The sequence below is a fragment of the Paenarthrobacter sp. Z7-10 genome (assembly GCF_026932795.1).
Classification (GTDB): Bacteria; Actinomycetota; Actinomycetes; order Actinomycetales; family Micrococcaceae; genus Arthrobacter_M.
On the sequence record NZ_JADPVH010000029.1, the window covers coordinates 31,006 to 50,328 of the forward strand.

Below are 19,323 nucleotides of genomic sequence, written 5' to 3' on the forward strand. Positions count from 1 at the left end.
TCCATGGGTAATCGGTTTATTGGTGGGGAATCGGCGCACCGGAGTTTCTTTGGTGGTATCCGGTCTAAGCCACAGATCATTGGTCTGATGGGCTGCGCCCTGCTGGGCTGGGTCGGGGTGATGTGGGTCGGCTGGCCGGGCCTGGTCCTGGCGCTTGTACTGGCATTGGTCGTGTTCGCGGTGACGGTGAATACGCATAACGGGTCCTGGCTGGAGCGCCGCGAACGGCGCCTGCGGTGGAAGGTACGGAGGGCCACGGGAACGGATCGTTTTTTGCCGTACTCGGCGCTGGCGTGGGAGGAAGCCCATGCGGAGGCGTCCACCGGTCCCCGTTCGCGCAAGGAGCGGGCGAGGGCGTTGGCTGCGGTGCGGTCGCGCCCGGATGGTGCTGATGGGATGGGCTGGTTGCAGGCCGCGGCGAACATGCCGGGTATTGCCTGGCATACTCCGGCGGGGGAGGAGGCGTATTTGTCGGTCGCTTTTGAGGTTTCCGGGCAGTTGCGGGGGGCGGAGTCCGGGAGCCGGCAGGAGCAGGCGCAGGCCGGGTTTGGGACATTGCTGGCCAATCATGCCTCCCCGTCCTCATTGGTGCGTGGTGTCCAGTCGATCACGCGGGTGTTGCCACCGGATTTGGCGTTGAACGAGGCGTGGGTGCAGGAGAACCTTTCCCCCGACGCCCTGGAGGACGCTGTTGCCTCTTATCAGGAGGTGTTGACCCGGACAGGGAAGAACACGTTTGTCCAACGCCATATTCAAGTGTTGCGGTGGCCGTTGAGCGGAGATTTTTTGGCGGCTGCGGAGCAGCACGGGCCGGGCCGGGATGGTTGGCGGGCCTTGATGGGCCAAGAGATTGATTCGATGGTGCGGGCCTTGCGGACCGCGCAGCTGGGTGTGGTTAAGCCGATGAGTGCCCGGGGCGTGGTGGCGATGATGCTGCACCAGCAGAACCCGTCCCGCCCGCCGCTGATGGTCGCCGGGGTGTCCCCGCGCCGGATGGGGTTGGCCTCCCATGATGACTGGAATGCGCACTGGGTGCAGGGCACGGATCCTTTCAGCGGTGAGGAGGTGCTGTGGGGGCACCGGACGGCGATGGTCACCGCCGCCCAGATGGAGACGGGGGAGCGGAGCCCTTACTGGTTGCTGGCGTTACTTCATAACGCCGGCTCCGGGGCGCGGACCCTGTCTTTCCAGCTTGAGCTGGTCCCGGCCGAGCACGCGAGGTTGCTGGCGTCCAGGGATGTGGTGCGGGACATGGCCGCGGTGATCGCGAAGCAGGGCAAGGGCCAGCTGGTTGATCCGGGCACGGATGTGAATCTGCGTTCGGCCCGGGCCCGGGGTACTGACCTGATGCCTGGCAGTGGCCAGCACGGGGTGAATTGGGTTGGTTTCATCACGATTTCGGCCAAGACTCACAAGGATCTGACGAAGGCGTCCCGCCGTCTGGCGGAGACGGCCGCGAACGCGGCCGGCATCCAGAAATTGCTGTGGCTGGACACGTACCAGTCGGCGGCGTCGGGAACGACGTGGCCGATTTTCCGCGGCCTGAAACCATCGAAACCAACGACCGGTGCCAAGCTGATGAACCGCCTTGCCGGCAGGGCTGAGAAGGAAGAGAAGGTGGCGTGATGGGTGTGGTGGAGAAGATCGCGCAAAAGGGCGTCGACGGGCAGGACCAGCCGGTGATTCCGTTGATGGAAGAGATCCAGGGGGTTGTCACGGTTGATGGCCCCGGGGCGAAGGGTTCCTGGATCATGCGGCTGCCGTTGTTGCGGATTTTCGCTGCCCCGGCCGTCGAAGAAGTGGAGGCCGCCAAAGACGCTGGCGCGGGTCTGGGGGAGTGGACCCCGTTCGAGGAACAGGGCTCGGTGCTGCGGGTCAAGAAACGTAAAGCCGCCGCCGGGTTTTATGCCCCGGCCGTGCCCGGCGCCCCCTCGACGACCAGGCAGGCAGAGATTTTGAATACGGCGTTGATTGCCGCGCCGACGGGTGTGGCCGGTGTCGCGGCGGGCCGTGATGTGCTCTCGCAGACGGCGATCAGCAAGGACCCGGTCACGGACTACAACGCCACCCCGCGCCTGGTGACCTCCACGAACGTGTTGGTCATCGGTGATGTCGGGTCCGGGAAGTCCTCTTATACGAAGACGGTGTATGTGTTGCGGCCGTTGATCCTGCGCAACCGCCGGGCAGTGGTCATTGATAAGAAGAACGAGGGCGGCGAGGGGGAGTACGGCGAGACAGTCCGCTTCCATACGGAACCGGCGGACCGGCGGGCGGGCCGGATCAACACCCCCGTCCGGTTTGCCCTGGACGGGTCCGGGGTGAAGTTCAACATCTTGGACCGGGCGATTTCCGGGGTAAACGATGACGGGATGAACAACCAGCTCGTGTACCTGAACACGGTCCCGGCGCTGATGCGCGAGGGCAAGGGCCCGGACGAGTGGGAGCGGAAGGCGCTGCGCCTGGCCTACCGGGCCATGCTGAAAAAGTTCGAGGGCGGGCGCACGCCTACGACTGCGGATCTGCATGACCTGCTGGGCATCATCGATCCCAAGGAACCCAGCCTGTCCGGCATGAGCCCGGATACGCTGGAACTGCTGCACAAGAGCGGCATCTCCATGAGGTTCTGCTTCAATGAGCTGCTGGAAACCTACGGGGCAATCTTCGACGGAGAAACGTCCAAGAGCGTTCAGCTGAACAAACTGCTGACATCGTTCGATATTTCCCAGCTCCCGGACACCGGCCCCTCGATCCCGATGGTGATGGGGTTGGCGAACCTGTGGCTTTTAGGCACGGTCCGCCGGGACCGGGGTATCCGCACGAACGTCATCGTGGAGGAAGCCGGCCACATCCTGGGCGGTCCGATGGCCGTGCAGCAGCGCTCAAACATCAAACTTTCCCGCGGTCTGGGGATTTCGAACATCTACAACATCCACAAGGGAGCGACCGATGTCGAGCCCGGTTCTCCCGGGATGGCGGTCATCGAAGAAGCGCAGACGGTGCACATCTTCCGCCAGACCCGGCCCGAGGCCGCGACCTGGTGTGTGCGCACGTTCGGCCTCAATCCGGACACGGCGGCCGACATCATGACCCTGAAGAACGGCCACCATTTCCTCAAAACCGGGGCCGAGACCTCCGAGATCGAGATCGAACATGTCCGTTCCTCCTGGGAAGTGGACATGACCAACACTGATGGGGCACTGACCGAGCGCCCCGACGCCGGCTTCGCTGAGCCGGATAGGAGCATCTGATGAGTGAGAACGCCTCGGTATCCAATCATGTCCCGGCCGGGTCGGCGGTAACGAAGGCAAAGTGGCAGATCGGCCTCACCGCCGGGATCGCGGCCGTGCTGTGGCACCTGGCCCTGGTCATCACCACGGGCATCGGGCTGGCCGATATAGCCGCGACGTGGAAGGGCCTCCTGGCCGGGGTCAAGAGCGCCCTGACCGGCGCCCACAGCGGTTCCCCGGTCGGTGTGGGGTCCAACCCGGCGGATGCGTGGGGGTGGCCGGTGGTGGTGTGGGTGGTGCTGATCGTGGCGGTGCTCGCGGCTTGGATTGGTGCGTTGTTCGCGTTGAAGACCCGGCGTGCCAAGCGTGCCCGGGCCAAGACCGGGGAGAAGGGTCTGAGCACGGCCAGGGCGCTACAGATGCGGATCTCTGGCCCGGAGAAGTCTTCCCTGGCCCCGGCCGTCTACCGGCTGGCGGGCAAGCACATTGGGATCCGCACCGAAGACACGGCGTGCACGGTGGCCCCGCCGAAGTGGGGCAAAACAACGTTCATGGTGGCCGGGCAGGTCGTGGACGCACCGGGTTCGGTGATCACAACCAGCACCCGCCCGGACGTGCTCCGCCTGACCGTGGGAGTGCGCAAGGATCTGGGACGGGTGTATGTCGCGGATTTCGACGGGTTAAGCCAGTATCCGGATAAGGTCCGGTGGGACATGGTGGCCGGCTGCGCAGATCCGCAAATCGCCTCCGAGCGTGCCGCGGCCATGGTCAACGCCATGCCGCGCACCGGCGCCCCGTCCTCTGCCGACCGGTATTTCGATGCCGGCTGCGTAATGATCATGGAAGCGCTGCTGCACGCCGCGGCCCTGAAACCGGCCGGCACGATGCGTGATGTGCTGCGCTGGTCCCAACACTTTGAAGAGCACGAGCCGGCGAACATCCTGCGCTCCGATTCCCCGACAGTGAAAACCTGGGCGGGGAACCTGGATGAGTGGTGCCGGACCAACAACCCGGACACTATCGGTAACACCAAAACCACGCTGGGCAAGATCACCGGTCCGATGAAGAACGAAACCGTGCTCTCCATGTTGTGCCCGGTCGAGGGGGATGCGGGGATTGACATCAATTCCTTCACCGATGCGCCGAACACCCTGTATTGCCTGACCCGGGTATCGATGAACGCCTCCACCGCTCCCATCGTCACCGCCCTGGTCGAGTCCTTGGTGCAGGCCGCGATCCGCAAGTCCGGCAGCACCGTCTCCGGGAAGCTGGAAACCCATATGTCGCCAATCCTGGATGAGGCGGCCAACACCTGCGCGCTGCCCTCCCTGCCCTCGCTCATGTCCGAGGGCGGGGGCAACGGGATCCACACCTCCGTGTTTGTCCAAACCTATTCCCAGCTGGTGAACCGGTGGGGTGAGGAAGGGGCAGAAACGATTTTTGATTCCGCCGCGGCGAAGACCGTGTTCGGCGGAATTTCCGATGTGAAGTTTTTGACGAAGATCTCCGAGCTGATCGGCAAGCACTGGGTCGAACACACCTCCTCCTCGTCCTCATCAGGCCAGGACGGTGTCCCGACGGTGAACGTCTCCAAGTCCATGCAGCTCGACGCGAAGATGCGGGTCGATGAACTCCGCAAACTTCCACAGGGCAGGGTGCTGTTGATGTATCGGGAGCTTGAAGCCGTGGTCGAGGTCGTCCCCTGGTGGGAGCGGGTAGATAGTGAGAAATTCAAGAACTCCCGCACCTGGTGCCTGGGTCAGGAAGGCATCAGCACCACAGAGGCCTCCGACGCGACCGCTGCGGAAACCACCGCCGAGCGCACCGTGGAAGCAGCCGGGACGGTGAGCGCATGAGACAGGGACCACCACCGGAAGACGAACCACTGCCCGAGGAGTCGCTGCCGCCGGAAGATGAAGACTTTATGCCCGAGGACGCGTGGCAGCCGCCCGACGCGGGCGCACCGGTCACTGGCAGGGAAGCCATGGAGGCGGCCCCTGGCGTTGAGGCGATCCCGGAGATCCTGGACCGGCTGGGGAACGTGGAGGAAGTCGCCGAGTACGTGTATGCGGAACTTACGAACTACCCGGCCGGCGGGCCGTGGTACTGGAAGGAACTCAACCCGGCCCAACGCCACGAGCTGTGGGTGGAACTCGAGGGGTTCGTGACCTGGCTGCAAAACCGGATCCTGTGCCACTGGTCCAACTCTGAGGGGTGGATTGCCCCGTGCTGGTACCAGCACCCGGACGCCGTGGAACTGCTGACAGCGCTCATGGTCGCCCATAAGGGCGCCTACCTGGCAAAGTCAAAGAAACCCGGTTTCGAACTGAGCGAATGGTTCACCCGCGCCCTGTGGCCCACCCTGGAAGCGTTCACCCGCCGGGCGACGTTCAAGGCATGTGTGGGCGAAAGTGAACACCGTCCCTCTTCCGGCGGGCGCGTGTTGGTAGGTTCCAGTGCGGCATTCCTGGCCTTCGTCGCTGATGAGACCGCGGCCCCGGCACCCGCCACCGACGATGAAGGGAGATCGGGTGCGTAAGGGATTCCTGGTTCTCACGGCCGTGTCACTGCCGGTGATCTTCTTGGCGGCCCTGTTGGGGATGTCGTTGTTGGGGGCCGGCGGTTCCTCGGCGGCCGCCTGCCCGGCCGCGGCGTCCAGCACGGAGCCGGTGAAGGCCGGCACCATCCCGAACGGGTGGGCGCCCCTGGTACAGAAAGCGGCCACCGATTCCGGTGTGCCGTCCTCGGTACTGGCCGCGCAGCTGGAGGCCGAATCCGGGTGGAATCCCAAAGCGGTCTCCCCGGCCGGCGCGCAAGGCCTGTCCCAGTTCATCCCGGGCACCTGGGCCAGCTACGGCGGAGGGAAAGACCCCTTCGACCCGGAGGCCGCAATCGCCGCGCAGGGTGCCTACATGAAAGCGTTGGTCGGCCAGGTCGGGCCACTGGCGTCCAGTTCGGGCCAGCCCGCCGTATCCCTGGCCCTGGCCGGGTACAACGCCGGGGTCGGCCGGGTCTTCCAGTACGGCGGCATCCCACCGTACGCGGAGACGCAAAACTACGTGGCCAAAATCCTGGCCTCGGCACAAAAGTACGCCCAGAACGGTGACACCCCGGCCACGTCCGTGGCGCCACCGGCCAGCTGCACCGGCCTGTCGGTGTCCAACGCCGCGGTGTCCACCGCCGGCGATGACTACCCGTGGAAGACCACCGAACACAACGCCAATAACCCGGTGACCGGGTTCGCCTACCGCAACTGCACCGACTTCGCCTGGTGGAGGACGATGGGGCAGTTGGGTATCACCGATCAATCGAAAATGAACGCGACCCGGCTGGGTCCAGGCGATGGCGGCGACTGGGGCCTGAAATGGCAGCAGGTAGGGTGGACCGTCTCCAAGACACCGAAAGTCGGGGCCGTGATCTGGTACGCCCGCAACGCCAACGGGGTCGGTTCCTACGGGCACGTCGCCATAGTGAAAGAAATCACCGCGGACGGGAAAGTGGTCGAGGAAGGCTATAACTTCGGTCTGCCACCCACGGGCCAGTACTACACCCGCACCATCGATCCCGGCTACCCGTCCGGATACCTGTACATTCCCACGAAAGAGCAGGCAGCGGCCTTCGGCCTGGCTGCGTGAGCGAAGAGGACAGCCATGATGAGAAGAGCAGTGACAGTGTTGGCGGTTGGGGCGGCCCTGGTGTTGACCGGGTGTTCGACCCAGCCAACGGCGACTCCTTTGCCCGCCGGGGCGGCAAGCTCAACCACGACACCGGCGGCATCAGCGGCCGCCACGGCACCGGCGGCATCAGCGGCCGCCACGGCGCCGGCCGGGACGTCCGGCCAGAAGCCGGCCCCGGCCACCTCGGGCATCCAAACGTGCCAGGTCTCTTGCGGGGACAATCCGCAGTACAACGGGCCGGCAAATCTGCCGGCCCCTTCGTGGGCGGCGGGAGACAAGGACGCCGCACTGGAAGCGGCCGTGGCCGCCATGGGCGCCTACATCAAACCGGGCACCGATCACGGAACCTGGTTTGAGGGCATTCATCCCCGGATCACGGACCAGTTCGCGATCGAGTTGGGGAAGTTCGACCCGGCCTATTTGACGGTCTCGAAAATGACCGGCACGGCCACGGCAACGACTGATCCGAACAATCCGTTTCAGGTCGTTGTCGGTGTCCCCACCGACGATGGGGTGTACCAGGTGACGATGCTGCGCAGCACACAGACCGCATTCTGGCTGGCCAACTCCATCGTCCCCCCACTTCCCGGCAACAAATAAGGACGCCACCATGTTCGATCTTCTTCCCGGAGTTCTCGGCACTCCCACGCTCGAGCACGCACCCGATTGGAACACCACCGCCTGGATCATCTGGTGGTCCCTGACCGGCCTCGCCGTCGCCCTGTACCTGGTCGGCGTCAACTCCATTTCCGCCTACTCCAGCCGGATCCCCGCCGGGGTCGGGGTGGTCATGGCCGTGGCCTGCTACGTGTTCCTGTTCGTCGCGGTCGCTCAAATGTTCACGCACAGCCCCGATGGAAAACTGATCGGGATCATCTTGCTGGTCTTTCTCGTCATTGCCGGAGTAACCGGGATAGCGGCGGCCATGGCACTGAGCGGGCGCGCCCGTCTGGGGTGGATCGCCGTTGGGGCTTCTTGGTGTTTGGACGGTGGTCGGCGCCGTGGGTGAATCCGTCACAAGGATTGGCCTGGCCACCGGCATTGCCCCGTTCGGGGTGGTCGCCCTCATCGTTGCCGGGTGCTTCATCTTCTTCTCCTCCGCCCAACGGCGGTAACAGCTCCGGGACGGGCACGGTCCACCCACCTTCCCGTGTCCGTCCCGGTCCCCGCACAGGGGCGAGACCACCGTCAGGGCTACCTTTGGTAGCCCTGACGGCGGTCTTTCGTTTTCTCCGGGGCCTCGGGGCCCGGGCCGGTATCGGCGGCCCGACGTTGGCGCAGGGCTTCCAAGGCCGCCTTGACCCGGTCCGCTCCAGTCTCGGGGAGGATCGTTTCGGCACTCCGGGTCAGGGATTCCTCGATCTTGGGTCGTACCCGGGCAGGATCGTTGGCAACCTGGCGGAGATAGACGTTCGCGGCGGCGATAAGGCGTTTCGGATCGTCCGTTCCGACGGCGTGGACTATTTCCTGCTCGACCGTGCGGCCCGCTCTGGCGGCAATGGCCCGGATGCGGGCCAGCTGCTCGCTTTCCGCCCCGGCAAATACTAGACTGGGACGTGAAGCAACAACCGGTTCCCCGCCCCGATTACGATCGGATACGTGGCCGATGACCGGTTGGACCCCCGGACTTGGCTGCGGCAGATGGGGGTTGCTCCTTTTAACGGACACATCGGGGCCGTCGACGTGCAGGACCGTGGAAATATCTTCCAACGGCGCGAACCAGTCGTTGTCCCCGACCGCCACTTGGCGTCGAAAGGCCCACACCGACAGGTCGGCAGCCCACAGCAGGGGTTCCTTTCCTGGCGAGGTGTGATGAAATCGTGTTGATGGGTCGATGGCGTTGCTCTCGCTAAGCCGAGTCAGAACACGGTTGTCGTCCCTGTCCCCATGGGGATAGTAGTTGATGTTCCTCGATTCAAGCACCATCAACCGCACGGCATTGCTGCCGGATCCGCGGGTGACTTCCTTAGCCAACGCCCCCAAGCACTCATCACGGGCTTGGTGCATGCCGGGGTCTTCCCGACGGACCTCCGATTGGACCGTGATGATGTTGTAGTCAACGGCCTCTGCCAGGTAGTCGATCATCTCGGCGATGACCCTTTTCCCCGGTTCCGTCCGATAGGCCTCGGTGGTGTGCCAGTACCGGCTCCCCGGGATGTCCATCAACACATCCCGGATAAGCGAGCCTTGGTTACGGCCGACAATGACCGCCGACATCATGTAAAAGGGGCGCTCGTTATTGCGCAGTGGCTCCCTGTAAGACTCATCGATGAACGCGACGGGCCCCTTCGTGCGCGTATAGAGAGTGCTCAGAACTGGATCGGTCAGACCGAAACCGTGCATCCCGCTCATGGAAGTGCCCGCTCAGTCCGACACCGGAAGGAGATCGACATGAGCCGAGCCTATCGGCTGTGGCCGGGCCCACGGTCCTGCCGGGGTGCCGGGTCCTCGTCGTGGCGGGTTTGTTGGCGCCGGGCGTCTTCTTCGGCCCGGCGGGCACGGATGTTCTCCATGGCTTCCTTCACGGCTTCGGAACCTTCCCGCGGGCCCGGGCCGCCCGGGCCGGCGGGGCGCTGGTTCGCCCGAACCTTCCGGGCCAGGGCAGCGGCCCTCTCTGCCCGTTCCTGGGCCGGGCTCAGCTCGGCTTCCGTACCCCGGGTCTGGCGCAGCTCGTCCACGACGTGTTCGGCCGGTGTGGGGGTTTCCTTCACCAGCGCTTCGACCTGAGCGGCGTCGGCCATGAGGGCGGCGTCGGCTGCCGTGAGGGGTTCCTTGCGGGTTTGGGCACCGTACTTGTGCAGGGCCGTGATCCGGGCTGCCAGCTCCGCCCCTGTCCCCTTGCCCTGGTGGGTTGCGGGAATTGGGGTGGCCTCGCTGGCCGGGATCCGGTAACTGTCCCGGTAGGTGGAGATCTCCACGGCAAGCCGGCGCCACTGTTCCTGATGTTCCGTATCGGAGGGCACCGGCCCCAAGGGTGCCGCCCACACCGGAGATTCTGCGGCGAGCTGGGCGCCGAGCCGGGTGACCTCGGTGGCCATCAGCTCACGGCGGGCCTGGAGTTCTTTGCGCCAGAGGGCCGGCGTGTCCGGGTGGGTCAGGACATCGTTCGGGGCCAGCCAGGCCGGCAGCCCGTCCGTGGCCGGGGCCGGGGCCACGGGTTCCGGCAGGTGCCGGCGGACCTCGATTTCGGCACTGATCCGTTGGTGGATCTGCGCAGCTGCCTGGGCCCTGGGAGTGTTGGCTTCCCGCCGGTGGTTGGACACGGCGCCGCGCTGGTAGGCCTCATCCGCGCGGGCCTCCGGGTGCATCAGCCCACGAAGCGTCTTTTCCTTCTGCAAAGATGACAGCAGCCAGTGGGCTTTGAACGCGGCGGCGGGGTCGTTGATGATCGTATCGGTGCGGGTCTTGCGGTCGGCGGCCGTGGCCCTGGTCTCCAGCTCGTCGTCACTGAGCTGCCCATGCAGGCGTCGTTGCCAGGGTGTTTCCTTCTGCTCGGCCCGCCAGCCGCGCATCAGGTCCTTTTGCCCTGGTGTCTGGATGCCCGGGGCCTGGCCGGCGTCGGCCTTCGCGCGCATCATCTCCCCGGCTGCCCGGCGTTCCAACCGGGCAAGGGCCTCGTCACTGACCGCCTCCAGGGGCCGTGGGTCTTGTTGTGCGGCCCGGGCCCGCCAGTTCTCCAGCCGGCTCTCCACCCGCCACGCCATGACAGCGGTTTCATCATCGGCTGTTCCGAAATCGCGATCGGCGAAGGATTCGGTAATCAGATTCGCCAGGTTGAAACCTTCGGTTTCCGCTGCCCGCAGGTGGGCGGCGATCGCTCCCCACGCATCGGAGGCGGTGAAGGGTGCGGCGGTGCCTTCACCGAGCACGCGGCGCACTATGTTGGCCATCCGCAGCTCGTTCGCCTGACCGTCGATGTCCCGGTACACCTCGGACATTTCCGGCAGCGCACGTGCCTGGGCGCGGGCGGCATCCATTTGTTCATGCGCGGTGAGGTTCCCATCATGGTTAGCCGCCACGGACACCAGCACGTCCTCCAATGTTTCCCCCTCACCGAGCACCCCATAGAGCCGGTTCGACTCTCTCCCGCGGGAGGCCGCGACGTAGGCCAGCGCACGCGAGAGGGTGGAACTGATCATCGCGTGCGTGGTGTCGCACGTGATGCCCTGGGTGCGGTGGATGGTCGCGGCGTAGCCCAGCATGGTCTTCTGGCGCACGTACTCCGCGGGGAGAGTGATCATCCCGGCGTGGCTCTCGTGCCGCACACTCAAGGAGCCGTCCTCGTGGACCTCGCGCACGTGCCAGACATCGTTGTTCTTCACGAAGTCTTTCCCGCGGTTCACGCTCAGCCTGCGGTTGTTCTCCCGGGTCACAATGACATCCCCGACCCGGGCGGTCAGCCCGTCGCGCAGCGTCGCGGCCGGCCCGTCAGCCTCCAGCGCCCCCGTGCCGAGCCGGTAGGCCTGGGCGCGGGCGTTCAGCTCCGTGACGGTGACATTATCAAAAGCCATCATGACCGAGTGCTTACCCGCCAGGGTGTCCTTCTGCCAGGCAGTAAAGACCTGGGAGGTCATCGTCTCCGCGTCCCCACCAACAACCCGCCGGTTGTCCCGGTAAAAGCCCCAGGGATCATCCGCACCCACGGCGGGCGGTTCCCGCAGGGCCAGGGTCGCGGCCGCCTCAGCGTCGTTCGCGGTGCCGTCGGCGTTGCGGAAGCGGTGCAGATCCTCCAGGTACACGGCCCCTACCGTGTTCTTCAACAGCCGCAGCGCACCTCCCGAACCGACGGCGGAAAGCTGCTGGTCATCACCCAGGGCACGGACAACAGCACCATATTGATCCGCGATCGTAACGGCTGCGGCAAAGAGTTGGGTTCCCACCATGCCGGCCTCATCGATGATGATCACATCCCCGGGTCGGGGGATGATCCTGTGTGGGTCCTCCCGCTGGTGACCGAGAATGAAGGAGTCGATCGTGGTGGCTTTGGCCCCCAGTTCGGTACCCATGACCGCGGCGGCAACAGCCGTCGGGGCCAGACCAATCACCCGGCCGCCCGCTTCCCTGACCGTATCAGCGGCGAGCTTTAGCGCGGTCGTTTTACCGGCCCCGGCAGGACCAACACCGACCAGCAGCAGCCGGTCGCTACATGCAAAGTCGCGGGCCATGCGCAGCTGCCCGGCATCGAAAGTCTTGACCTGGGTCGCCAGTGCTGCCTCAAAGGATTCGTTGGTGGCCGCCGGGATCACGACGCGACCGGCGGCAGTGAGGAGCCTGTCTTCGCTGTGCAGGATCCCGGAGGAGGTGTAGAGGGTCCGGTGGGCTTTGCCGTACTTGCTCTGCCCGTTCTTCAACCGCAGCGCTGCCGGTTCCGGCACGGGTGCCTCGGGGGTGATGCGCAAGGAAAACTGGTCAATGGCACGGGCCTTGACCTGTTCAATCAGTGCCGGCGGGATCGGCAGTTCACCGAACCGTGAGCCGAGCCGGCGCCTGGTTTCAGCGTCTCTATGGTGCTCCCCCCAGACGCCGCGCCCGCGCTCCAGGGTGGTGATGACCTCTGCTGCTTCCTGTGCAGGGTCGATCTCATCGGCATGAACGACCATCCACGGAAGGGAGTCCGTGCCGTCCTGGTCGCGGGCGTCATGTCGGTGCAACCGCGCCTTCTCCACGGCAGCCGGACCGACCTCAACACCTTCCAAGCCGCCAAGTCCCTGCGTCCACTCATCAACTAACACCGAGAGTTGGCGGGCCTCCTTTTTCGCCGGTCTGGTCTCCAGGGTCGCCCGTTGGGCAAGGTCAATCATCTGTTTCGTGGTGGGGGTGTAACCGTGCTTTTCGGTGAACTCAACCACCAACTCATCCAAGGCCACCTTGATGCCCGCACGGCGGGAAGATGCGGCCTCAATCGCGGCAACATCCACCCCGGCGATCTCCATCACGGGCCGGTTTCCGCCGACCTTGCGCTCGATCAAACCCACCCCCAGGCGGGTGCAGATCTTCTCCATCACGGCCCTGTTCTAGAACTCGGACGCGGCCACGTTGAACTGATACAACAGCCCGCCGTCAAGGCTTGACCACTGCCCATCCACACCACGGACCTTGTTCGAGACCACCACATGATCGTGCAGTTGAGGATCCCCGTTGCGGGAGTCGTAGTGCCGGAACTTGGTGTACACCAGGCCCCCGTCAACGTCTTCCTGACGGACCCCGTTGCGGCCGCGCCGGGTGTAGGTCGCTTCCGTTTCCAGGAACGCCATGGCCTCGCTGATGGCCTCCTGGTGGGCGGCTTCAATCTCCTGGCGGGCCTCTTGGCCGCCAATGGCCCACAACACCGAGGCCGACTTGGCCGGGGCGAACACCAGGTCATATCCGGCCACCGCCTGGGAGCCCGGTTTCGTCTCAGCGGTGACGAAGCGTCCCAGTTCCTCCTTGTCGGAGGCGTTGCGGCCGTTCACTTCCCGGAAGTACTGGGCGCCTTCCTTCATACGGATAAGACGCCGGGTGTCGGCGTCCGGCTCCTTATGGTTCATGCGTTCGTAGTCGCCCAGGGCGGTGTTGATCCGCCCGGCCAGCTCATCGTTTTTTTGTGCGTAGCGGCGGTATCGCTGGCCCAGCCGAACATCCTTGATGTCCCGCCCTGCGGCCAGCATCGTCTCCGCCTCCGGGTGCAGGCCCTGCCCGTACAGGGCGGCCATCTGTGCCTCGGTGACCTCACCGGAAACACCCAGATGCGTGATGCCGCCGCCCCCCCACTGGCCCGGAGGGCTGCCGTCCACGGTGTAGTAATCACCGAGTTCACGCCCCGCCGCCCGCAGCTCATCGGCACTGGCGACTTCACGGGTGTAGTACGTGTATCCGTCGCCGGCACTGAGCTTGTGCACGGTCATCATGACACCCAGCATAGCGCCAAACCGCCCACACTTATCGATGATGCATGAGGTGTGACAAATCTTAGTGTTTGTGACTTGTGGAATCGGTGGGAAGTGACGGAGGAGCAAACTCGGTGAAACTGGACAGAAAACACTAAGATGGGGCCATCAAGTCGTTGATGCGGTTCTGCACATGAGAATGGGCGGTGGGTAACACGTTTTTCGTTATCCACCGTGCATTCGATTGTGTAGAACCGTCAGCCCGGGTTATCCGTGGGTGGGCAGCGGAGAGACGCCCATTATCTCGGAGCTATCCACGTGTGGGTAACCCGGGCCAGGCCAGCTCGAGCGTCAGCGAGGACCGGTTCAGCGGCAAAGCCGCCCCTCTTGTAAACCGGCACAGCGCTAGCCGTTAGGTTCTACGGGGGCACGAGATAGAGGAGTCACTGATGGCAGCACCACGGAAATCGTCGGTACAGCTGGCGGCACGGGAGAAGGCGCTGCTCAAGGCCCAAGCTCTGACGGCCCGACACGAAAAGCTGATTGAGCAGGCGGCAGAATTCTTCGTTCACCAGGACCGCGCCGAACAGGTCCGCCGGGATGCCCAGGTCAAGGCTGATGCGATCCTTGCCCAGGCGGAACGCGACGCCGGAGGGGCCCGGGCCGACGCGGCGGGGAAGGTTCAGGAAATGCTCGCTACCGGTGAGAGCAGGGCTGCCGTCGCTGCCCGGCTCGGAGTAACCGGCGCGGAACTTAAACGGCTCACCGGCACAGTGCCGGCACCCATAGCCACCGTGGACGCGAAGGACCCAGCCGTCCAGGATCAGGAGCAGACACCGGCCGCTTAGAACAGGGTTGGCGCGTCCGGGTCGGTGCCGGCAATGAGTGCGGCGATACGTTCCGGACGGGTCCACCCGTAGGCGCGTACTTCATCACGCAGCGCATGGGAACGTGCGGCGAAGTGTTCCCTGGCCAGCCCGCGCCAATGAAAACTCGTGCCGTTCGCATCACGTCCCTTACGGGCCCGGTCCAGCATGTTCGCCCTCGTGCTTCCCTCGACCACATGCGTGTCTTGGCCGGTCGTAGCACGGACGCAAAGCGGCACGTCACACTCGTGCATGAGGGTCCCAAAACCGTCCAACGGCCGGCCGCTGGCCAGATGGAAGGCGTAGCGGTGTGGGCGCACCGCCACGGTCCGCCCACCGGCGTTGAGCGTGTATCTGCCGTAGCCGTCATCGGCGACTGCCGCCCTCCACAACCAGTGGTCTTCCGGGTCCGGGCCCTTGGCCACCTTGGCCCAAAAGCGCTCCGCCGGGGTCATGGTTAGTCGAGCTTCTTTTGGAATGTGACCATCAAAATGGCGGAGGCAACATAGTGGGTGACCGGCACGTCCTCACGCGAGAGGCGGCCCGCGGGTCGTCGCTCACTAACGGTCACTGCGGTGACGGTGTGGGAGGCCGACTCGGCGTTCCACAACTGGTCCCCGTTGCTCTCAAACACCGACTGGATTCCGTTCACGTTCTCATCGATCCGGTTCGCCAGCTGCCGCACGGCGGCCTCGACGGTCGGCTTCGGATCACTGACCGCGTAGACGGTTTCCATGGTGCTCATCGTTGCTTCCTTTTCCTCACAAGTCGTGGGCGGGGGATTCCATACAGGCTGGCCATGAAGACCAAAATCCACCAGGTAACGAAGCCGACCAGCAAAGTGCCGGCACCATCGAAGAACAGCTTCGTATCCATGCGGAGGATCCCGCCTCCCATTGCGGCCAAGGAGATCGCAGCGAAGAACAACCCCATGACCCAGCCGCATAGGGCAATGACCAAACCGATGAGTGTTCTCATGGTTTCAGCGTATCTGTGGGGACAGACACTGAAGGGCCGGCACGGGTGCCGGCCCTTCAGTGTTTTTCCTCTGCATTGGAAAATCTTTGATGTTTCTGGTGTCCAGTTTAGTCCGGGACTTCGTCCATCGCCACGTCGTGGGTGATGTCCATTGGGCCCAGGTTGTGACGAGCCTGGGCAAGTTGTCCGGCTGCCTGGCGTTCGGCACCCGAGGGCTGTTCGTAACTGATGGTGTGGGGGCTGCCCTGGTAATCGGTTGCGGTCATGGTTTCCTCCCGAGTGCCGTGTTCTTTGTTTCACTGTACCGTCCCCGGCGGCTGGTTGCTTGGATGGCTTGAGTGCGCGCAGCGTTGCCGGCGGACGGAGGAGCGAAGCGGGGGAGGCCGCCGGCACGAAAGGCTGGCGGGGCACTTTGTGGGTGCCCCGCCAGTTGGTGGCTATTCCGGCTTGTAACCGGTGGCTTGGTTCTTGGCTACCGGGGCGACGTGTCCGGCGTCGGTGAGCCGGTCGAAGAGTTGGGCCAGCTGATAGCTTCCGTCTGTTTCCAGGGCGGCGAGGAAGTACTGACTGGCATGCGTTCCCTTGCCCTTGAGCCACTGAATCCATCCGGTGACGGTCAGCAGCGGCGCGCGGTACTTGCCGGGCGTTTCGGTAAGCAGCTGCAACAGCGTGGCCTCGGCGTCGTCAACACGGCGCCAGTTCGGGGCATCGGTCAGGTTGCCCATCATGGCGTTGTTGAAGTCCTCGACACTGGTGGACGTGGCGACGATGTCGGCCATGAGCCGGTCACGAATCATGGCGTCTTGGAGGAACGCGATCAACGCCGTGTTGTCCTCGGCCGTGGCGCGGCTGTCGATGGTGTTTTGCCAGGTTGCCCGGGCGGTGACCATCGGCTCGGCCGCGGTGTCGAACGTGTCGGTTTCAGTCGAGGTGACCTGCGCGGCGATACGTGTGGCCGTGGCTATGGCGTCTCCGGCGAAGTCGGGGATGGTGGCCTCGTTCGTTGCCGCGTAGCTGGAGCCGCGGAATGTCAGCTCGGCGTTGGTGATGCCGTCGGTGACTTCGCTCATCGGGTGCATCTGTGCGTCAAGGTCGAGGTAGCTCATCCAGCCCTCGGGACCAACGAGCCACCCGTTACGGGCGGGAATGCCGCCCTTAACGAGCTCGCGCATGAGAGCTTCCACCAGTGCTTCGCGCGGCTGGCCGTCCGTGCCGGTGTCTCCGGTGAAGACGATAAACAGTGAAGCGGTGGCTTCAACGTCGCTGAGTATCGCGGAGGTGGCCACCGTCGAGATGGTCTCATTTGCCGCCTCGCTGCGGGGCAGGTCCATGCGGAGCGTGGCCCGCATGCGATTACCTGCCACGCCCATGATCACCAGCGACTCGGTGGGCACGAATCCCAGCGTGTGCAGGGCGAAAGCAATGATGCCTGCCCCGGTTGAAACTTTCATTTTCTCGTTCATGGTTTTGGTGTCCTTTGCAGAGGATGGGGTGAGGGGGCGGCGTAACCTTGCCAGCTGCTCTCTCTTTTCCCCGTTGTTTTTTGGTTGCTGGCGAAGCTTGCGTAGCTGTGTCCGACGGAGGCCTGTCTACCCGCAAGGGCAAGCCCGGGAAAATGTGTGGAGGAAATAAGCGACGTAGGAGCGCCGGAACATGCTTTTGCCGGGCGCAGGCCCCGACGAAGGAGGGGCTAGACGGGGTGGAGCGGACACGTAAAATCCGAAGGACAGCAACCAAAAAACGCGAAGCGTAGAAATAGGGGTGGGCTCGGCGGAGCTTGCGGAGCCGGGACCACCCCCAACAGCCGGACGCGCAGCGGACGCCCGCTAACCTGGTGCGAGCTCGCGAGCACCAGGCCCCCGGGACACGGACGCGCAGCGGCCGCGACCCAGCATCACCAAAGCCGGCGTACGCTCCCCTGGTCGGGACCAGAGAAATTGCTCACAACATACTGAGGGGCCGGCTATTGGCCGCCCCACAGTATGTTTCTTCTCTGCAAAGAAGTTTTGGTGTGCTGCCTTGGCAGTATTGGCCAGGCGCTCAACAGGTCCAGCAACGGCCAAGTGCCGTGGCACTGGTTCCGGTTCGCCTGGTCTGCGTGGGCGATGTCCCGCCGATGGCGTTTCGCTGCTGTCTCCCCGCGCCCAGGGTGGCCCGGGGCGGGGAAACGCCCGCACCCTGTTGGGGTGGGATGGACAGCAGTGGTGGCCACCGGATTACGGTGGCCACCGTTCCCTCGGTCTAGTCTTCGGCGTCGGTGATGATCTTCTCAACGTCGCTAGGGATGTATCCCCATTGGATCAGCTTGGCGAGGTAGAACTTGGTTTCCGCGCCCGGGTTCCGCCATGCGTCCTTGGGAATCTGCTTTTCGAAGCTGGCGCAGATCATGGCCAGCAGGGCGAATTCTGGTCGCGTGGCGTTGGTGGCCACGTGGTCCTTGAATGGGTTATAACCCCATCCGATGTTCTCCGTTTCGGCCTTGACGCCGATCATCTCGGCCGCCACGGTCCCTTCGTAGCTTCGGCCAATGTCGTAGAAGCTCGTCAGGGAAAGGGCCGTGAAGTACTGCCACCCTTTCGGGGCCGTCTTGCGGGAGAGTAGGGTCTTGACCCATTCCAGCCTGACCACGCTGGCCGACTCCATGGCCTTGTTATTGGCTATGAGGGTCCGACGCTCAGCCTTTTCCTCGTCGCTCATGGGGCCCTTGGTGGTTGTCCGTGAGCTGCCCGCGTACTTGTCATCGAAGCCGAGGGCTTTCCAGCCGGTGACCATCAGTTCGATGCTTGCGCCGTTGTAGGTGCGTCGGACGGTGAAGGCGTTGGCGTCCTCGTCGTTGGCGTCCTCGCCATCCGTCCTGCGCAAGAAACCTACCCGCAGGGCTTCCGCGTCGTCAACGTCGTTCATCTCGCCTAGGAAGGTAAGGCCCCGGCCTTCGTGGGCGGTGATTTCGGCGGCTAGTTCTTGCTCGGCTTCGCGCTTGTCGCGCAACTGTTGGGCGACGTGGTGGAGCTGAGCCGGTTCGTCGGCCAGCACGGACTCGATTTCTTCCGTGGCGTCCGCGTCGTCTGCGAACTCTGCGAAGATCAGGGCCGCCTCGAAGTCGTGTCCGTCTTCCAGTGCTTTGGCCCCGGCGTCGGTGGACTTGGCCGCGATGCCGTGTTCAACGTCGGTCTTGGTGCGGCCCATTTTCTTGGCGATTTTAGCCGCTGGCATTCCCAGCAGGGAAAGCTGCTGGAAGGCCATGGCCTGGTCTGCGTGGCCCAGCTCGGCGCGCTGGATGTTCTCCACCACTTGGGTGATGATGCGGTCGGCCTCGTCGGGGCTGTCGATGACCACCACGGGGATGGCGTCCAACTTCGCCTCGACGGCGGCAAGGGTGCGGCGCTGGCCCATTAGCACGTGCACGGTGCCATCGGCCTTCCGGTGGGCAATGACGGGTTCGAGCACGCCGAGTTCGCGGATGCTGGACACGAAGGCCGGAGTCAGTCCCGCGTCCTTGCGAACGTTGGTGTCCACTGTCAGGGTGGCTGGGTCTAGCTGAACCAGTTCCTGTGTTTTCTCGCTCATGGTTTCTTGTTCCTTTGCAGAGGATGGGGTGAGAGGGCGGTGTGACCCGGCCAGCTACTCTCTTCATTTCCCCGTTGTTTTTTGGTTGCTGGCGAAGCTTGCGTAGCTGTGGCCGACGGAGGCCTGTCTACTCGCAGGGCAA

16 protein-coding genes and 1 pseudogene are annotated in these 19,323 nt (G+C 64.4%); 8 read left to right on the forward strand and 9 right to left on the reverse strand.

Annotated features, from left to right (window positions below; all coding sequences use genetic code 11):
• Nucleotides 1-3: 3 nt before the first annotated feature.
• From IV498_RS10375 to IV498_RS10405, 7 genes are read left to right on the forward strand one after another with little or no spacing between them, the layout of a single operon-like run.
• A complete protein-coding gene (locus IV498_RS10375) occupies nucleotides 4-1,626 on the forward strand; it encodes a hypothetical protein (protein ID WP_269046485.1) in 1,623 nt (540 codons plus the stop codon).
• Nucleotides 1,623-3,248 carry an ATP/GTP-binding protein gene (locus IV498_RS10380; RefSeq protein WP_269046486.1) on the forward strand — a complete coding sequence of 542 codons (1,626 nt, stop codon included), beginning with the start codon at nucleotides 1,623-1,625 and terminating at the stop codon, nucleotides 3,246-3,248. The genes IV498_RS10375 and IV498_RS10380 overlap by 4 nt, the downstream gene beginning before the upstream one ends.
• On the forward strand, nucleotides 3,248-5,083 hold the full coding sequence (locus IV498_RS10385) for a type IV secretory system conjugative DNA transfer family protein (protein WP_269046487.1): 1,836 nt from the start codon (nucleotides 3,248-3,250) through the stop codon (nucleotides 5,081-5,083). The genes IV498_RS10380 and IV498_RS10385 overlap by 1 nt, the downstream gene beginning before the upstream one ends.
• Nucleotides 5,080-5,766, forward strand: coding sequence for a hypothetical protein (locus tag IV498_RS10390; protein ID WP_269046488.1), 687 nt, complete (start codon nucleotides 5,080-5,082; stop codon nucleotides 5,764-5,766). Before IV498_RS10385 ends, IV498_RS10390 begins: the two co-directional genes overlap by 4 nt.
• On the forward strand, nucleotides 5,759-6,862 hold the full coding sequence (locus IV498_RS10395) for a CHAP domain-containing protein (RefSeq protein ID WP_269046489.1): 1,104 nt from the start codon (nucleotides 5,759-5,761) through the stop codon (nucleotides 6,860-6,862). The genes IV498_RS10390 and IV498_RS10395 overlap by 8 nt, the downstream gene beginning before the upstream one ends.
• A gap of 15 nt (nucleotides 6,863-6,877) precedes the next feature.
• Nucleotides 6,878-7,504, forward strand: a complete 627-nt coding sequence (locus IV498_RS10400; RefSeq protein ID WP_269046490.1) for a hypothetical protein — start codon at nucleotides 6,878-6,880, stop codon at nucleotides 7,502-7,504.
• Nucleotides 7,505-7,514: 10 nt separating this feature from the next.
• Nucleotides 7,515-7,913 (forward strand): hypothetical protein, encoded by a 399-nt coding sequence (locus IV498_RS10405; RefSeq protein WP_269046491.1) that lies wholly within the window; start codon nucleotides 7,515-7,517, stop codon nucleotides 7,911-7,913.
• A 185-nt stretch (nucleotides 7,914-8,098) separates the two neighbouring features.
• On the opposite strand, the gene IV498_RS10410 is transcribed toward IV498_RS10405, so the two are convergent.
• From IV498_RS10410 to mobF, 3 genes and pseudogenes are all read right to left on the reverse strand, one after another.
• Entirely contained in the window at nucleotides 8,099-9,256 is a 1,158-nt protein-coding gene (locus IV498_RS10410; protein ID WP_269046492.1) for a hypothetical protein, read from the reverse strand.
• Nucleotides 9,257-9,306: 50 nt separating this feature from the next.
• Nucleotides 9,307-12,504, reverse strand: coding sequence for an ATP-dependent DNA helicase (locus IV498_RS10415; RefSeq protein ID WP_269046500.1), 3,198 nt, complete (start codon nucleotides 12,502-12,504; stop codon nucleotides 9,307-9,309).
• A gap of 120 nt (nucleotides 12,505-12,624) precedes the next feature.
• Nucleotides 12,625-13,803 (reverse strand): annotated as a pseudogene (gene mobF / locus IV498_RS10420) (MobF family relaxase); the annotation flags it as partial.
• Nucleotides 13,804-14,219: 416 nt separating this feature from the next.
• On the opposite strand from mobF, the gene IV498_RS10425 reads away from it, so the two are divergent.
• Nucleotides 14,220-14,618 (forward strand): hypothetical protein, encoded by a 399-nt coding sequence (locus IV498_RS10425; RefSeq protein WP_269046493.1) that lies wholly within the window; start codon nucleotides 14,220-14,222, stop codon nucleotides 14,616-14,618.
• Here the strand turns inward: IV498_RS10425 and IV498_RS10430 are convergent.
• From IV498_RS10430 to IV498_RS10455, 6 genes are all read right to left on the reverse strand, one after another.
• Entirely contained in the window at nucleotides 14,615-15,091 is a 477-nt protein-coding gene (locus IV498_RS10430) for a hypothetical protein (protein ID WP_269046494.1), read from the reverse strand. The two genes, IV498_RS10425 and IV498_RS10430, sit on opposite strands and share 4 nt — an antisense overlap.
• Before the next feature lie 2 nt (nucleotides 15,092-15,093).
• Entirely contained in the window at nucleotides 15,094-15,381 is a 288-nt protein-coding gene (locus tag IV498_RS10435) for a hypothetical protein (RefSeq protein WP_269046495.1), read from the reverse strand.
• Complete coding sequence (locus IV498_RS10440) at nucleotides 15,378-15,614, reverse strand: hypothetical protein (protein ID WP_269046496.1); 237 nt, start codon at nucleotides 15,612-15,614, stop codon at nucleotides 15,378-15,380. Before IV498_RS10440 ends, IV498_RS10435 begins: the two co-directional genes overlap by 4 nt.
• 107 nt (nucleotides 15,615-15,721) lie before the next feature.
• Nucleotides 15,722-15,880 (reverse strand): hypothetical protein, encoded by a 159-nt coding sequence (locus IV498_RS10445; protein ID WP_269046497.1) that lies wholly within the window; start codon nucleotides 15,878-15,880, stop codon nucleotides 15,722-15,724.
• Nucleotides 15,881-16,051: 171 nt separating this feature from the next.
• Complete coding sequence (locus tag IV498_RS10450) at nucleotides 16,052-17,077, reverse strand: DUF4192 family protein (RefSeq protein WP_269046498.1); 1,026 nt, start codon at nucleotides 17,075-17,077, stop codon at nucleotides 16,052-16,054.
• Between the two features lie 778 nt (nucleotides 17,078-17,855).
• Nucleotides 17,856-19,181: a ParB/RepB/Spo0J family partition protein gene (locus IV498_RS10455; protein ID WP_269046499.1), complete on the reverse strand. Its 1,326-nt coding sequence runs from the start codon at nucleotides 19,179-19,181 to the stop codon at nucleotides 17,856-17,858.
• Nucleotides 19,182-19,323 lie beyond the last annotated feature (142 nt).

Coding starts and splice junctions, on each gene's coding strand:
- IV498_RS10375 (WP_269046485.1), top strand. CDS start 4: ATGGGTAATCGGTTTATTGGTGGGGAATCGGCGCACCGGAGTTTCTTT.
- IV498_RS10385 (WP_269046487.1), top strand. CDS start 3,248: ATGAGTGAGAACGCCTCGGTATCCAATCATGTCCCGGCCGGGTCGGCG.
- IV498_RS10390 (WP_269046488.1), top strand. CDS start 5,080: ATGAGACAGGGACCACCACCGGAAGACGAACCACTGCCCGAGGAGTCG.
- IV498_RS10400 (WP_269046490.1), top strand. CDS start 6,878: ATGATGAGAAGAGCAGTGACAGTGTTGGCGGTTGGGGCGGCCCTGGTG.
- IV498_RS10405 (WP_269046491.1), top strand. CDS start 7,515: ATGTTCGATCTTCTTCCCGGAGTTCTCGGCACTCCCACGCTCGAGCAC.
- IV498_RS10410 (WP_269046492.1), bottom strand. CDS start 9,256: ATGAGCGGGATGCACGGTTTCGGTCTGACCGATCCAGTTCTGAGCACT.
- IV498_RS10415 (WP_269046500.1), bottom strand. CDS start 12,504: ATGGTCGTTCATGCCGATGAGATCGACCCTGCACAGGAAGCAGCAGAG.
- IV498_RS10425 (WP_269046493.1), top strand. CDS start 14,220: ATGGCAGCACCACGGAAATCGTCGGTACAGCTGGCGGCACGGGAGAAG.
- IV498_RS10430 (WP_269046494.1), bottom strand. CDS start 15,091: ATGACCCCGGCGGAGCGCTTTTGGGCCAAGGTGGCCAAGGGCCCGGAC.
- IV498_RS10435 (WP_269046495.1), bottom strand. CDS start 15,381: ATGAGCACCATGGAAACCGTCTACGCGGTCAGTGATCCGAAGCCGACC.
- IV498_RS10440 (WP_269046496.1), bottom strand. CDS start 15,614: ATGAGAACACTCATCGGTTTGGTCATTGCCCTATGCGGCTGGGTCATG.
- IV498_RS10445 (WP_269046497.1), bottom strand. CDS start 15,880: ATGACCGCAACCGATTACCAGGGCAGCCCCCACACCATCAGTTACGAA.
- IV498_RS10450 (WP_269046498.1), bottom strand. CDS start 17,077: ATGAACGAGAAAATGAAAGTTTCAACCGGGGCAGGCATCATTGCTTTC.
- IV498_RS10455 (WP_269046499.1), bottom strand. CDS start 19,181: ATGAGCGAGAAAACACAGGAACTGGTTCAGCTAGACCCAGCCACCCTG.